Origin of the sequence: Cetobacterium sp. (assembly GCF_051653945.1) — a bacterium.
Taxonomy (GTDB): Bacteria; Fusobacteriota; Fusobacteriia; order Fusobacteriales; family Fusobacteriaceae; genus Cetobacterium_A.
Map to the genome: position 1 here is coordinate 1 of NZ_JBOFXD010000037.1, position 14,166 is coordinate 14,166.

Below are 14,166 nucleotides of genomic sequence, written 5' to 3' on the forward strand. Positions count from 1 at the left end.
AATACAATTATAGAAAAAAATATAGACAGCATAAAGGTAGACGGATTAAATTTTGCATTTGGTAAACAAGAAGTTATAAAAAATTTATCAATAACTATAGAAAAAGGAGAAAAAGTAGCATTTGTTGGAGAGAGTGGAGTAGGAAAAACAACAATATTTTCACTTTTAAAAAGAACATTTTTACCTGAAGAAAATACAATTTTTATAAATGATTTATGCATCCATGAGGTAGATAGAGAAAGTTTGTTAAATAAAATAGCGATAGTCGATCAGAGAGATAGTTTGATGAATGAAACAATATTAGAGAATATAAAAGTAGTAAAAAGAGATGCAACAAAAAAAGAGATAGAAGAAGCATTAGAATTAGCTGAATTAAAAGAATTTGTAGAAAGTTTAGAAAAGAAAGAAAATACAAAACTAGGCCAAGGTGGAATTGAATTGAGTTCAGGACAGAAGCAAAGGCTATCAATGGCAAGATTATTTTTAAAAGACCCAGAAATCATATTTTTAGATGAAGGAACTTCAGCATTGGACAATATTTTAGAGAAAAAAATAATGGATAATATTCTACAGAAATTTGAAGATAAAATAATAATTTCAATAGCTCATAGATTAAATACACTTAAAAAATTTAACAAAATTGTAGTTTTAGGTAAAGATGGAATTAAGGAAATAGGCGATTTTCAAAGTTTAATTGATAAAAAAGGTGTATTTTTTAATATGTACAAAGCTGGAAATTTATAAAATACACAATAAAGGTATAAAATATTCTTGACAAAGTTTGTTAAAAAATATATCATATATTTAAATAGTTTGATTAACAAAATTAAAGGAGAAAAAAATAATTATGATGATGCCAATAAAATTTGATAAAGAACAAATAAAAAAAGAGGTAGAAGAGTTTAGAGGAGACTTTAAATCAGTTATATTAGGAACAAAATCTAAAAATGGAGATGTTGATGTGACATATGCTCCATACTTAAATTTCGAAGGAGAAGGGTATATTTACATTAGTGAAATTGGAGATCATTTTGATAATTTAAAAGATAATCCTCAATTTGAAATTATGTTTTTACAAGATGAGAAAGATGCAGCTTCTGTTCTAGTAAGAAAGAGATTAAGATACAATGTAGTAGCTGAATTTAAGGAAAGAGATGAAAAATTTGATGTAATATTAGATGCTTTTGAAGAGAAAGTTGGAGAAGGAATGAAAGTTGTTCGTAAAATGCAAGATTTTCATTTAGTAAAGTTAAATATAGTTAATGGAAGATTTGTAAAAGGATTTGGACAAGCATATAATTTAAAAGATGGAGATGTTGTTCAAATGACAGGAGATAAAAAATCTCATAGATAGTAAAAAAAGCCAATTAATTTTGGCTTTTTTTAATATTTCTCTAAATGAATTTTAGAAAAATCCATATCTTTATCATCATGTGGAGGTTTGTGTTCATTTGGATAACCTAAGGAAATGATAGAAACTATTTTTAAGTGACTAGGTATATTAAAATTATTTTTAATATACTCTTCTGATTCTGTATTATCGCTTGTTTTTCTATCTTTAACATTTATCCAACAGCTTCCAAGTTCTAGTTCAAAAGCTTTAAGTTGTATGCTGAAAGAAACAATAGAAGCATCTTCATTCCAAGTATTTGAAATTTCAGGATTACCTAAGACAATAATGGCTGCATTAGCTTCTTTTAACATAGCAGATCCAATAGATTTTGATAGAGATAGCTTATTTAATGCATTTTTTTCTTTTATTAGAATCAACTCAAATGGTTTTAAATTTCTTCCAGTAGGAGCAGTTAAAGCCACTTTTAGTATTTCATCTAATTTTTCTTTTTCAATATTTTGTGAAGTATATTTTCTAATTGATCTTCTTGATAAAAAATCCATAAATCCTCCTGTTTAGATTAGTATTTTTTTAATATTAACATATAAATAAAAAAATAAAAAGGAAAATCAAAAAAATTTTGAACAATATTCAAGAAAGAATTCAAAGGAGGGATACCAATGGGTAAATCTATAAAAGGAACTAAAACTGAACAAAATTTATTAAAAGCTTTTGCAGGAGAATCTCAAGCAAGACAGAGATACACACTATTTGCAGATAAGGCTAGAAGTGAAGGTTATGAGCAAATTGCTGCATTATTTGAGGAAACAGCTTTAAATGAGCAGTATCATGCAAGAAGATTTTTCTCATATTTAGAAGGTGGACCAGTTGAGATAACAGCAACTTATCCAGCAGGAATAGTTGGAACAACTATGGAAAATTTAGAGGAAGCGGCAGCAGGAGAATATGAAGAGTGGGCAGAGTTATACCCTGGATTTGCAGAAGTTGCTACAGAAGAGGGATTTCCTCAAGTTGCAGCAGCATTTAAAGTTATTGTAGAAGTTGAGAAATTACATGAAAAAAGATATCGTAAATTATTAAAAAATTTAGGAGAAGATCATGTATTTAAAAAAGATAACGATGTAAGATGGAAGTGTAGAAAGTGTGGTTATGTTCACGAAGGAATAGAGGCACCAAAAGTTTGCCCATCTTGTTTAGAGAAGCAAAAAGAGTTTGAGTTAGAGTGTATTAATTACTAAAATATCAAAGTGGAGAGATAAATTTCTTTCCACTTTTTTTATTGTAAAAAAATTGTTTTTTAGTAGAAAAATAAGGTATACTAAAAATAAAGGGGTGAGAAATTATGAAGAGAAAATTAATAATAATTTTTATTTGTTATTTTTCAATTTTACTAGGAGAGGGGAGCGATAAAATCATGTTAAAAGAATGTCCAAGTACACCGAATTGTGTTTCAAGTGAGGCAAAAGATACAAAACATTATATTAAACCAATATCTATAGATGATAAAGAGGGAAATGTGAAAGAGAAACTTATAAAAGTAATAGAAAAATTTCAAGGTAAAATTTTAGAAGATAAGGGAAATTTTTTAAAAGTAGCTTTTTATAGTAAATTTTTTGGATTTGAAGATATAGCAGATTTTGAGATAGAACCAGAAAAAAATGTAATAAATATAAGATCAGCAGCTCAAACAGGATGGTATGATTTTGGAGTAAATAGAAAAAGAATGGAAAAGATAAGGGAAGAGTTAAAATAAGGGGGAATTAAATTGGGTGAAAGTTTAGCACTTGCTGCAGCATTTGGGTGGGTAGGAAGCTCTGTATTTTTAGAGAGAGCAAGTAAAGAAACAGGAACGTTAGCAGTGAATTTGATAAGATTAGTTATAGCTATGTTGTTTTTAGGAGTAATAACGTATGTGAAGAGAGGGTTAGTTTTACCTTTAGATGTAACAAAGGAATCATTTAAATTTTTATCTATTTCAGGATTGTTTGGCTTGTTTTTAGGAGATTTTTTTTTATATAAATCATATATTAAAATAGGACCAAGAATAACTTTATTAGTTATGACATTTAGTCCGATAGCTGTTTCGATTTTAAGCTTTTTTATACTAGGAGAAAAAATAGAAGGATTTAAAGTTTTAGGAATGCTATTAACAATAATTGGAATAGCTATTGTTATATTGAAAAAGAAAAATGATAAAGAGTTTTCAAAAGTTGGATTTATATATGCTTTATTAGCAATGTTAGGAGAAAGCTTAGGAATTGTTTTTACCAGATTAGGTTCTATTGATTATGATTCTTTTGCAACAATTCAAGTTAGAACAATACCAGCGATTTTAGCTTTTATAGTTTATATCTCTTTAAAAAAAGAATGGTCAAATATAAAAGAAGGAATTTTAAATAAAAAAGGTATGATATATATAGTTTTAGGGACTATTGTGGCAACTTTAGGAGTAACTGCATTAGTAGAAGCTATGAAATATGCAAATGTCGGAATTGTAAGCACTTTAGCAGCAACAAGCCCGATATTAATAATTCCTATATCAATTATATTTTTTAAAGAAAAAGTTAGTATATTAGAGGGGATAGGTGCTTTAATATCTTTTGTTGGAATTACGATATTTTTTATATTATAATCTTGATTTTTAAGTTTAAAAACAATATAATTATTTTTAATAAATAAAAAAGGAAGGGATATAAGATAGAGATACAGGTCTTGGTAGAAAATAAAAGTTTAAATAAAGATTTAGTAAAGGAGCATGGCCTCTCTTTGTACATAAAAACAAATGGGAAAAAGATATTATTTGATGTAGGTGAAAGTAAAAAATTTTGGAAAAATGCAGAGAAAATAGGAATTAATCTAGAGGAAATAGATTATTTAGTCCTTTCTCATGGTCATAAAGATCATGGTGGAGGATTACCATACTTTTTAAAAAAAAATAAGAAAGCTAAAATATATTGTAGTGAGTATTATTTTGATAAACATTATAAAAAAATATTAGGAGCGTATATAGATATAGGTATACCCTATGAATACTTAGATGTTGAAAGATTTAATTTTATTCAAAATACATTTAATTTAGAGAATATATATTTATTTCATTGTTTTGATAAGAAAAGTGATAATCCAATTAATGAAAATCTTTATATGAAAAATGAAAATGGTGAGTATGAAAAAGATAGTTTTAAACATGAGTTACATATGATAATAAAAGAAAATAATATTAATACTCTGCTTGTTGGATGTGCACATATAGGAATAGAGAATATTTTAGAGCAATGTAAAACAGAAAAAATTGAGATACATAGTATAATAGGTGGGCTTCATCTATCAAGTAGAACTAGTTTAAATAAAAATGAGAAATATATAGATGATTTGATAGAATACTTAAATAAAACAAGTATAAATACTATTTTCCCATGTCATTGTACTGGTGAATTTGGAATTAAAAAACTTGAAAAAAATAGTGGATTTCAAGTTTTTGAAATTCAAACAGGAAGTAAATTAGAAATTTAAAAAAATATATTTATAGAAAGCTAGTTCATAACGAACTAGCTTTCTATTGGTATTGATATTTTTATGGTTTGTCCCATGCAATTTCCAGCATTAACAATTACATCACTAAAGGTTTCGATAGAATCACCCAAAATTTTAAAGTTATTTTCATCTATAAATTTGAGTAGTTTGAAGTAACTTTCACCTATTTTTTGAGTGAAGTCTTTATGATAAATTGAAACTACTAAATTGAAGTCAATATAATGATTAGAAACACTAGATGCAATAACTCCAATTCGATCTATTTTAAAATATTCATTTTTTAAAATATCATCTTTTTTTAAAATTGTTATTCTTTTAGCTTTTTCTAAACTATATTTTTTTCGAAGTTCATTTAAAGTATGAATTCCTTCAATGAGTTCTTTTTCAGATTTTGGTTCAGAAATTTCTATTTGAAAAACAAAGACATCATTTAAAGTTTCAAGAAAAGGAGTACAGCCATCTTGATTAGATATATTTTCAATCTCTTGAATCTTGTCTGAAATAAATTCTGCTGAATTTTGAAGAATTGATATTTTATCTTTAATTTGTTGTAGTTTTTTATTAAGTAGTTCAATACTATCAGATGTATTTTTACATTTGATATAGTCTTTAATTTCTTTTAAAGAAAAGTTAGCTTTTTTTAACATACTTATAAAGTATAAATCAGAGATATTTTCGTCATTATAGTATCGATAACCATTCTCTTGATCAATATATGCTGGTTTAAATAAATTTATAGTATCATAATAGATAAGAGTTTCTCTGCTTATATTAAATGTTTTAGCAATTTCACTAATTTTATAAAGTTTCAATAAATTACCCCCTTGACTATAAAGTATACTTTATACTATATAATTATAGCAGATATGATAAATATCTACAAATAGCAACACACAACAAATAAAAATGCATATAGGAGGAAAAATGAACACAAAAATTCAAGAAAAAGAAAGATTGTATAAGAAGATGGAAGAAAATTTTCCTAAATTTTTAAAGGATTTAGACAGAATAGTTTCAATTCCTAGTTTTTTGAAAGAGAACGATGATAGATTCCCTTTTGGCGAGGATATTCAAAAAGCTCTAGAAACAATGTTAGATATTTGTAAGGAGTTAGGATTAAAGACGTTTATAGACCCAGAAGGATATTATGGGTATGCTGAAATTGGAGAAGGAGAAAAATTAGTTGGAGTTTTAGGACACTTAGATGTTGTACCTCCAGGAGATTTAAATAAGTGGGAAAATCCTCCATTTGAGCCAATAATAAAAGATGGTAAATATTATGGAAGAGGATCACAAGATGATAAAGGCCCAACATTAGCAGCTATTTATGCTTTAAAAACACTTTTAGATTGCGGTTTTAATTTAAACTATAGAGTGAGATTTATATTTGGAACGGATGAAGAAAATTTATGGAGAGACATGCCTAGATATGTTGAAAAAGAGGAGATGCCTACAGTTGGATTTACACCTGATTCTAAATTTCCTTTAATATATGCTGAAAAAGGATTATTACAATGTAAATTAACAGCAAAAAATCAAAGTGGAATGGTATTTAAAGGTGGTGATGCTTTTAACTCAGTTCCTTCAAGTATTTTAGTTGAAAAAACAGCAGGATTAGTGCAAGCTTTGGATAAATTAAAATATGAGTATACAGAAAAAGATAATAAAATTGAAATTATAGGAAAAAGTGTTCATGCTCAAGTAGCTGAAACTGGAGTAAACGCTATAAACAGATATCTACATGCTTTGAGTTTAAGTGGAGTAGAAACAAAATCGGGTAAATTTATAGTTGAGAATTTAATTGGATATAACTTTGCAGAGCCAATATTTGGAGAAGTTAAAGATGAGCACTCGGGAGAGTTGAAATTTAATGTTGGTAAAATTGAATTTACACCAGAGAATGAGATTTTATGTATAGATATGAGAATTCCAGTTACTTATGATAAAGAAATAATTGTTAAGACTTTAACTGAAAAAGCAAAGGAATATGGATTTGAGTATTCTCAACATGATTATTTAAAGTCTATATATACTCCTCTTGACTCAGAGTTAGTAAAAACACTAATGGGAGCGTACCAAGAAGTAACTGGTGATATGGAATCTCAGCCGATAGCTGGAGGTGGAGCAACATACGCTAGAGCGATAAATAATTGTGTGGCATTCGGATATGTTTTACCAAATAGTCCTAAGACAGAGCATCAACCTAATGAGTATATAATTTTAGATGATATGAAAATGGCTATGAAAATATATATGAAAGCTTTTGAAAAATTTAGAGTTTAAAAAATATTGCTAGAGGAGATTGAGAACATTGAAAAAAGAAAGAAAGATGTTTAGTGCATATACTATTGTTTTTATATTTTTAGTAATAACAGGGGCTTTAACTTGGATAGTTCCACAATCAGTTGTTGTAAGTAATAATGGCGTAAAAGAAGTAATCTATAATGCTATTGTTAATGATGCTGGAGAAGTAGTAAAAGGTTTGGGTCGTCAGCCAGCAGGAATTTGGAATATTTTAATGGCACCAATACAAGGATTTGAAAAATCAAGTTCAGTAAGTATTGCAATTTTAATGGCTGGAGCTTTTTTAGGATTAATAAATTCTGTAGGTGCAATGGATGCTGGAATTGGAGCGTTGCTAAAAAAATATACAGGAACTACTTTAATAGCAATTTTAATGTTTGTTTTTGCTGTTTTTGGTAGTGTGTTTGGATTTTGGGAAGAGATACCCGCATTTTCAATTGTTATAGTGCCTTTATTTGTTTTGGCAGGATATGATGTGATAACAGGATTGGCTGTTTTAACAGTTGGAGCAACAGCTGGTAATATGGCGAGTGTTGTAAATCCATTTTCAACAGGAGCAGCTATTGGAGCAATTGGAAATCCCGAGCTTTCTTTAGGAAGTGGAATGGTATTGAGATTAATTTTATTTGTACTTCTTTATGCCATTGGACTATTTTTTACAGTTAAGTATGCAAATGAAGTTAAAAAAAATAAAGAAAAATCTCTTGTAGCTGATATTGATGTAAAAACTATGACTCACGAGCAAGGACATCTTCCTGAATTAACTAAGAAAAGATTTTGGTCAATTATGGTATTAATAGGAATTATAGTTTTATTAATATTAGGTTATATGCCTTGGTATGAAATTAAGTTTGCAGATGGATCTAACTTTCAAGATATTATAAATGCACCGATATATTTATTAGCAAAAATACCATTATTAGGAGATATATTAGGAGCTAAATACATCACTCCTCTTGGAGATTGGTATTTTGGAGAGTTTTCTTTTGTGTTCTTTTTAGGATCAATTTTAATAGGATTTATAAATAAAATTCCTGAAGATAAATTTGTAAAAGAATTTGCATCAGGTGCGAAAGATTTATTAGGGGTTGTATTAGTTTTAGCAATAGCTAATGGAATATCTGTTTTAATGGGAAGTAAAACTTCAGGAATGTCAGTAACGTTTGTATATTGGATTCAATCAGCATTACAAGGAATACCAGCTTGGGCATTCTCAGTGGCTACAATTTTAGCATATGTTGGAATTGGATGTTTCTTACAATCAACAAGTGGAGTAGCAGGAATAACAATGCCTATACTTGGAGCAGTTGCAATGGCATTATTTCAAAATTCCAATGTAGGAGTTATAGGTGGACAGATAATGTTGATATCAGCATTTACACTAGGTATAAATTTTATGTCTGGAATTTATCCCAGTGCAACAACCATGGGAACTTTAGAGTTATTTAATGTTCCATATGATAGATATTTAAAATTTGTATTAAAGATATTTATAACAATGTTAGCAGCAGGATGTATATTAATTTCAGTATCACAATTTTTAGGATTAATTTAATAAAAAACACAGAGGGTTTATCCTTCTGTGTTTTTTTTGATTAAAAAATACTAGAATGACGGGTCATATTTTACTCTAAAAAAATTTGACTTTACAATACTGAAAAGGTATACTTTGATTGAATATCAAATAAAATGAATTTTAGGAGGCAAAAAAGATGAGTAAAATAGTAGTAGTTGGAGCAAATCATGCTGGAACAGCGGCAATCAACACAATTTTATCAAATTACCCAAATGAAGAGGTTGTAGTATTTGATAAAAATTCAAACATCAGTTTTTTAGGGTGTGGAATGGCGTTATGGATTGGAAAACAAATATCAGGGCCTGAAGGATTATTCTACTCTTCTAAAGAAAAATTAGAGTGTAATGGAGCCAAAGTTCATATGGAAACTGAAATTAAAAAAGTAGATTTTGAAAATAAAGTTGTATATGGAATAAATAAAGATGGTATTGAAGTGTCGGAAAGTTATGATAAATTAATATTATCAACAGGTTCATTGCCAATAGATTTACCAATTCCAGGTAAGGATTTAAAAAATGTTCAATTTGTTAAGTTATATCAACATGCTGAAGATGTAATAAAAAAATTAGAAAATCAAGATTTAAAGAATATTGTAGTAGTTGGAGCAGGGTACATAGGTGTTGAATTAGCAGAAGCTTTCCAAAGATGTGGAAAAAATGTAGAGCTAGTTGATTTAAGTGATAGTTGTTTATCGGGATACTATGATTTAGAATTTAGAGAAATGATGAAAGAAAACCTTGTGAAAAATGGAATAAATGTAAATTTTGGAGAGAAAGTTTTAGAGTTAAAAGGAACAGACAAAGTAGAAGAAGTAATAACTGATAAAAAAACATATAAAGCAGATATGGTTATTTTAGCAGTTGGATTTATACCAAATAATATCTTAGGAAAAGAATCTTTAGAACTATTTAGAAATGGTGCTTATAAAGTTGATTTAACTCAAAAAACAAGTTTAAATGATGTTTATGCTATAGGAGATTGTGCAACAATATATGATAATTCTATAGAAGATACAAATTATATAGCTTTAGCAACAAACGCAGTTCGTTCAGGAATTGTTGCAGCTCATAATGTGTGTGGAACAGAACTTGAAAGTATAGGTGTTCAAGGGTCAAATGGAATTTCAATTTATGGATTAAACATGGTTTCGACAGGATTAACACTAGAAAAAGCTATAAAATTAGGATATGATGCTGTAGCCACAGAGTTTGCAGATTTACAAAAACCTGGATTTATAGAGCATGATAATGATAAAGTATTTTTAAAAATAGTTTACGATAAAAATACAAGAAGAGTTTTAGGTGCTCAAATGGCATCAAGACAAGATATTTCTATGGGAATTCATATGTTCTCATTAGCTATTCAAGAAAAAGTGACAATAGATAAAATAAAATTATTAGATATATTCTTCTTACCTCATTTTAATCAACCATACAACTATATTACTATGGCAGCATTAGGAGCGAAGTAGAACATATAAATAGATAGAGTTAATAAAAATAATATACTTTCTTGACATGTAACTAGAGATATTAGATAATAGAGTATAGTATCAGTTACAGGAGGAACAACAATGAGAAACAAAAAAATAATGGCTATGTTATTATTAACAACATCTTTATTAGGAGCATGTAGCTCAGCAACACCAACAAATAAAAAAACTAGTGGTACTGTAAAAGGTGCAGCAGCAGGTGCACTAATAGGTCAGCTAGTTGGAAAAGATACAAAGGGAACTTTGATAGGAGCTGGAATAGGAGCTTTAGCAGGACTAGGATGGGGAGCGTACAAAGATGCTCAGTATAAAGAGTTCTTAAATGCTTTAAACAGTACAAATATAACAGTTACTAACAATAAAGATAATATAAATTTAAGATTACCAGGAGAATCATCATTTAAGAGTGGTAGTGCTGTTTTAAACGGTGGATTCTATGCACCATTAAATTCAATAGCATATATTATGAATAAATATCCAGAGACAAAAATTCAAGTTTCAGGATATACTGATAACACAGGAAATCCTAACTCAAATTTAAATTTATCACTACAAAGAGCCCAAAGTGTAGCTAACTATTTAGCGGCACAAGGTGTATCACCAAGTAGAATTTCTAGCATAGGTTATGGAGATAGAAATCCAGTTGCTTCAAATGCTACTCCAGAAGGAAGAGCATTAAATAGAAGAGTAGAAATAAATATATACCAACAATAATTAAAAAAAAGGCTTTTTAGCCTTTTTTTAATTTGTAGAAGAAATTTTAAAAAAAATAGTAGATATATAAAAAAGAGAAGGTGAATTAAAATGGAGAAAATAAGATTAATGTTAGAAAGTTATTTAAAAGCTCCCGGAATTATAAAAAAATTAAAATTATCATGGGGATATTTTATAGGAGGAGTTGTAGGGATAATAATATTAATATTTTTTTATTGGCTTTCAGCTTATATTGGAGATTGGATCTTCAATAAAATAAATATTATTTTTGATGTTAAGAGTTATGCAGGTTTATTTAGATGGCTTATTATTTTTATAATTAGAACAATAATGGTAGCTATTGAATATTTCTTTTTTAAAACAATACTTTTAGGTATATTGGCTCCATTTTTTAGCTATATTTCAGAAAAAATTGAAAACTATCAAGAAGGAACTGAATATAGATTTACTTTAAAAGAAAATTTTAATTTTATACTTAGAGGTATAAAAATAGCAAGTAAAAGCTTTGTAAAAGAAATAATTTACACTTTTATTGTAATTTTATTAGGTTTTATACCTATCGTAAACTTAATCGTTCCTATTTTGATTTTTTTAATACAAAGTTATTTTATATCGTATAATTTTGTTGATTACACTTTAGAAAGACGTAGATTTTCTCCAGAAGAGAGTGCCAAATTTATGAAGGAAAATAGAATGGTATTTACTTTAGGAGGCGGAATATTTACGTTGATATATTTTATCCCTGTTATAGGTATAGTTATAGGACCTATTATTAGTATTGTTGCTTTTACAATGACAACATTGAAAATTTTGAAGCTCCAAAATGTAATTAAGGAGTAAAAAAAAGCTTTTTAAGTATTAAAATAATCATTTTATTCTAAAAGAGTTATTTTTTTTCCGAAATAGTATTATAATCTATTGTGAAAAGAAATCAAAAAAAGGGAGGTTTAAAATGATTAGTTTTATAGGATCATTAATAGCTTTAATTTTAGGTTATGTAATTTATGGAAAGTATGTTGAAAAAGTATTTGGAGTAAGTGAAAACAGAGAAACTCCTGCAGTGCGTTTAGCAGATGGAGTAGATTATGTTGAATTAGATTGGAAGAAAGCTTTTTTAATTCAGTTTTTAAATATAGCTGGATTAGGACCAATATTTGGTGCAGTAGCAGGAGCTTTATGGGGACCAGCAGCATTTTTATGGATAGTTTTTGGATGTATATTTGCAGGAGCAACACATGATTATTTATCAGGTATGTTATCTGTTAGACATGATGGTGCAACAATAGCAGAGATTGTAGGTCATTATCTGGGAGATAATGCAAAAAAAATAATGAGAGTATTCTCAGTTGTTTTACTAGTATTAGTAGGAGTTGTATTTGTAAATGGACCAGCAGGAATTTTAGCAAGTATGACAAGTATAAATACATTGACATGGGTAGCAGTAATAGTAGCTTATTATATGTTAGCGACAGTTCTTCCTGTAGATAAGTTAATTGGAAAAATTTATCCAATATTTGGAGCATCATTAATAATAATGGGAATTGGAATTGGTGGAGGATTAATTTTAAAAGGATATAATATTCCAGAAATTTCAATGGTAAATCTTCATCCAAAAGGAACATCTATATATCCATATTTATTTATAACAATAGCTTGTGGAGCAATATCAGGATTCCATGCAACACAATCTCCGTTGATGGCTAGATGTATGAAAAATGAAAAAGAAGGTAGAAGAATATTTTATGGTTCAATGATAGCAGAAGGAGTTATAGCACTAGTTTGGGCAGCAGCAGCGATGACATTCTTTGGAGGAACAGAAGGATTAATGAATGCTGGTCCAGCAGGAGTTGTAGTAAATACAATATCAAATAGTATTTTAGGTAAAGTTGGAGGAGCTTTAGCACTATTAGGAGTTGTAGCATGTCCAATAACATCTGGAGATACAGCTTTTAGAAGTGCTAGATTAGCTATTGCAGATGCAATAAACTATAAGCAAGGGCCTGTAAAAAATAGATTTATAATTGCAATACCATTATTTGCAGTGGGAATTGGATTATGTTTTATAGATTTTGCAATAATTTGGAGATATTTTGCTTGGGCAAATCAAACATTAGCTACAATAGCTTTATGGGCAGGAGCAGTTTATTTAGCAAATGAAGGAAAAAATCACTGGATTGCAACAATTCCAGGAGTATTTATGACAGCAGTTGTTACTACATATATATTAATAGCACCAGAAGGATTTAGATTATCAGAAACAATAGGATATGTAGTTGGTATAGCAGGAGCAATAGTTGCTTTAGGATTATTCTTAAAGAAGATAAATAAAAAAGAGGCTGTTAAAGCATAATAAAAAGGAGCTTAAAAAGCTCCTTTTTATTATTTTATAGTTAATATCTCTTTTAGCTCTTTAACTTTATTTCTACTAACAGGAATTTTAAAGTTACAGTTTGAAACTTTCAAGATATAAGTTCCATTAAACCAGGGTTCTACTTCAACAATCTTATCAATATTTACAATATAAGAACGATGTCCTCTGAAAAAGATATTTTCTGATAAAATATTTTCAAGTTGTGAGATTTTTAATTTAGAGGTATACATATTAGATGCTGTAAAAATATGAGTTTCTTTTTCATCAGCTTCAATATAGAGTATATCATCAGTAGATAAAACAACCATTTTAGAATCTAGATTTACAGTTATTTTTTTGATATTAAAATCTTTAATTAGATTTTCATTATCATTTTTATCAAGTTCTTCTACTAAATTATTTAAAACTTTTATAATTCTTTCTTCAGAATAAGGTTTTAGAATATAATCAAAAGCTTTAATTTCAAAGGCATCTATTGCAAAATCTTTATATGCTGTTATAAAAACTAACTTTATATTTTTGTTAAATCGATGTATGATTTTACCTAAACTCATCCCATCTAATTCTGGCATATTTATATCTAAGAAAACAACATCAACATTATTTCCTTCAATATACTTTAAGGCATCTATGGGATTTTCAAACTCTTTATTGATTTGAAAATTATTGTTGTTATTAATAAAATATTTTAACTCCTCTCTAGCAGGGAATTCATCTTCAATAATTACACAATTAAGCATCTATTCCTCCTGATTTATATAAAATGATATTTTAGTTCCTTTTTCAAGTTTTTCAATTAATAAACCTTTACCATATATAAG

General features: G+C 28.1%; 15 protein-coding genes. 12 read left to right on the plus strand and 3 right to left on the minus strand.

The window, feature by feature from the left end; all coding sequences use genetic code 11:
• Both ACRC8M_RS03765 and ACRC8M_RS03770 read left to right on the plus strand, forming a co-directional pair.
• Nucleotides 1–744, plus strand: a 744-nt coding sequence (locus ACRC8M_RS03765) for an ATP-binding cassette domain-containing protein (protein WP_438527932.1), incomplete at its 5' end; no start/stop codon positions are given.
• 103 nt (nt 745–847) lie between these two features.
• Complete coding sequence (locus ACRC8M_RS03770; protein ID WP_023050097.1) at nt 848–1,354, plus strand: pyridoxamine 5'-phosphate oxidase family protein; 507 nt, start codon at nt 848–850, stop codon at nt 1,352–1,354.
• Nucleotides 1,355–1,383: 29 nt separating this feature from the next.
• On the opposite strand, the gene ACRC8M_RS03775 is transcribed toward ACRC8M_RS03770, so the two are convergent.
• Nucleotides 1,384–1,896, minus strand: a complete 513-nt coding sequence (locus ACRC8M_RS03775; protein ID WP_023050096.1) for a nitroreductase family protein — start codon at nt 1,894–1,896, stop codon at nt 1,384–1,386.
• 117 nt (nt 1,897–2,013) lie between these two features.
• Between ACRC8M_RS03775 and rbr the strand changes: the two genes are divergently transcribed.
• The 4 genes from rbr (at nt 2,014) to ACRC8M_RS03795 (ending at nt 4,867) form a co-directional block, all read left to right on the plus strand.
• A complete protein-coding gene (gene rbr, locus ACRC8M_RS03780) occupies nt 2,014–2,592 on the plus strand; it encodes a rubrerythrin (RefSeq protein WP_023050095.1) in 579 nt (192 codons plus the stop codon).
• A 104-nt stretch (nt 2,593–2,696) separates the two neighbouring features.
• The gene (locus tag ACRC8M_RS03785; protein WP_023050094.1) at nt 2,697–3,107 is read left to right on the plus strand and encodes a DUF1499 domain-containing protein; all 411 of its coding nucleotides are present in this window, start codon (nt 2,697–2,699) and stop codon (nt 3,105–3,107) included.
• 12 nt (nt 3,108–3,119) lie between these two features.
• Entirely contained in the window at nt 3,120–3,986 is an 867-nt protein-coding gene (locus ACRC8M_RS03790) for a DMT family transporter (RefSeq protein WP_023050093.1), read from the plus strand.
• A gap of 134 nt (nt 3,987–4,120) precedes the next feature.
• Nucleotides 4,121–4,867, plus strand: a complete 747-nt coding sequence (locus ACRC8M_RS03795) for an MBL fold metallo-hydrolase (protein ID WP_403559374.1) — start codon at nt 4,121–4,123, stop codon at nt 4,865–4,867.
• 35 nt (nt 4,868–4,902) lie between these two features.
• Here the strand turns inward: ACRC8M_RS03795 and ACRC8M_RS03800 are convergent, their stop codons facing one another.
• A complete protein-coding gene (locus ACRC8M_RS03800) occupies nt 4,903–5,700 on the minus strand; it encodes a MerR family transcriptional regulator (RefSeq protein WP_023050091.1) in 798 nt (265 codons plus the stop codon).
• 112 nt (nt 5,701–5,812) lie between these two features.
• Between ACRC8M_RS03800 and ACRC8M_RS03805 the strand changes: the two genes are divergently transcribed.
• From ACRC8M_RS03805 to ACRC8M_RS03830, 6 genes are all read left to right on the plus strand, one after another.
• Nucleotides 5,813–7,171, plus strand: coding sequence for a Sapep family Mn(2+)-dependent dipeptidase (locus tag ACRC8M_RS03805; RefSeq protein ID WP_040406546.1), 1,359 nt, complete (start codon nt 5,813–5,815; stop codon nt 7,169–7,171).
• Between the two features lie 28 nt (nt 7,172–7,199).
• Nucleotides 7,200–8,747: a YfcC family protein gene (locus ACRC8M_RS03810; protein WP_245576451.1), complete on the plus strand. Its 1,548-nt coding sequence runs from the start codon at nt 7,200–7,202 to the stop codon at nt 8,745–8,747.
• A 157-nt stretch (nt 8,748–8,904) separates the two neighbouring features.
• Nucleotides 8,905–10,239 (plus strand): H2O-forming NADH oxidase, encoded by a 1,335-nt coding sequence (nox, locus tag ACRC8M_RS03815; protein ID WP_023050088.1) that lies wholly within the window; start codon nt 8,905–8,907, stop codon nt 10,237–10,239.
• A gap of 102 nt (nt 10,240–10,341) precedes the next feature.
• A complete protein-coding gene (locus tag ACRC8M_RS03820; RefSeq protein WP_023050087.1) occupies nt 10,342–10,974 on the plus strand; it encodes an OmpA family protein in 633 nt (210 codons plus the stop codon).
• A 90-nt stretch (nt 10,975–11,064) separates the two neighbouring features.
• Nucleotides 11,065–11,814 (plus strand): EI24 domain-containing protein, encoded by a 750-nt coding sequence (locus tag ACRC8M_RS03825; protein WP_023050086.1) that lies wholly within the window; start codon nt 11,065–11,067, stop codon nt 11,812–11,814.
• Between the two features lie 112 nt (nt 11,815–11,926).
• On the plus strand, nt 11,927–13,324 hold the full coding sequence (locus tag ACRC8M_RS03830; RefSeq protein WP_023050085.1) for a carbon starvation CstA family protein: 1,398 nt from the start codon (nt 11,927–11,929) through the stop codon (nt 13,322–13,324).
• 29 nt (nt 13,325–13,353) lie between these two features.
• Here the strand turns inward: ACRC8M_RS03830 and ACRC8M_RS03835 are convergent, their stop codons facing one another.
• Entirely contained in the window at nt 13,354–14,085 is a 732-nt protein-coding gene (locus ACRC8M_RS03835; protein WP_023050084.1) for a LytR/AlgR family response regulator transcription factor, read from the minus strand.
• Nucleotides 14,086–14,166: the final 81 nt, after the last annotated feature.

Excerpts from the sequence above, each read along its gene's own strand:
- ACRC8M_RS03770 (WP_023050097.1), top strand. The coding sequence starts at position 848 with ATGATGATGCCAATAAAATTTGATAAAGAACAAATAAAAAAAGAGGTA.
- ACRC8M_RS03775 (WP_023050096.1), bottom strand. The coding sequence starts at position 1,896 with ATGGATTTTTTATCAAGAAGATCAATTAGAAAATATACTTCACAAAAT.
- rbr (WP_023050095.1), top strand. The coding sequence starts at position 2,014 with ATGGGTAAATCTATAAAAGGAACTAAAACTGAACAAAATTTATTAAAA.
- ACRC8M_RS03785 (WP_023050094.1), top strand. The coding sequence starts at position 2,697 with ATGAAGAGAAAATTAATAATAATTTTTATTTGTTATTTTTCAATTTTA.
- ACRC8M_RS03805 (WP_040406546.1), top strand. The coding sequence starts at position 5,813 with ATGAACACAAAAATTCAAGAAAAAGAAAGATTGTATAAGAAGATGGAA.
- nox (WP_023050088.1), top strand. The coding sequence starts at position 8,905 with ATGAGTAAAATAGTAGTAGTTGGAGCAAATCATGCTGGAACAGCGGCA.
- ACRC8M_RS03820 (WP_023050087.1), top strand. The coding sequence starts at position 10,342 with ATGAGAAACAAAAAAATAATGGCTATGTTATTATTAACAACATCTTTA.
- ACRC8M_RS03825 (WP_023050086.1), top strand. The coding sequence starts at position 11,065 with ATGGAGAAAATAAGATTAATGTTAGAAAGTTATTTAAAAGCTCCCGGA.
- ACRC8M_RS03830 (WP_023050085.1), top strand. The coding sequence starts at position 11,927 with ATGATTAGTTTTATAGGATCATTAATAGCTTTAATTTTAGGTTATGTA.
- ACRC8M_RS03835 (WP_023050084.1), bottom strand. The coding sequence starts at position 14,085 with ATGCTTAATTGTGTAATTATTGAAGATGAATTCCCTGCTAGAGAGGAG.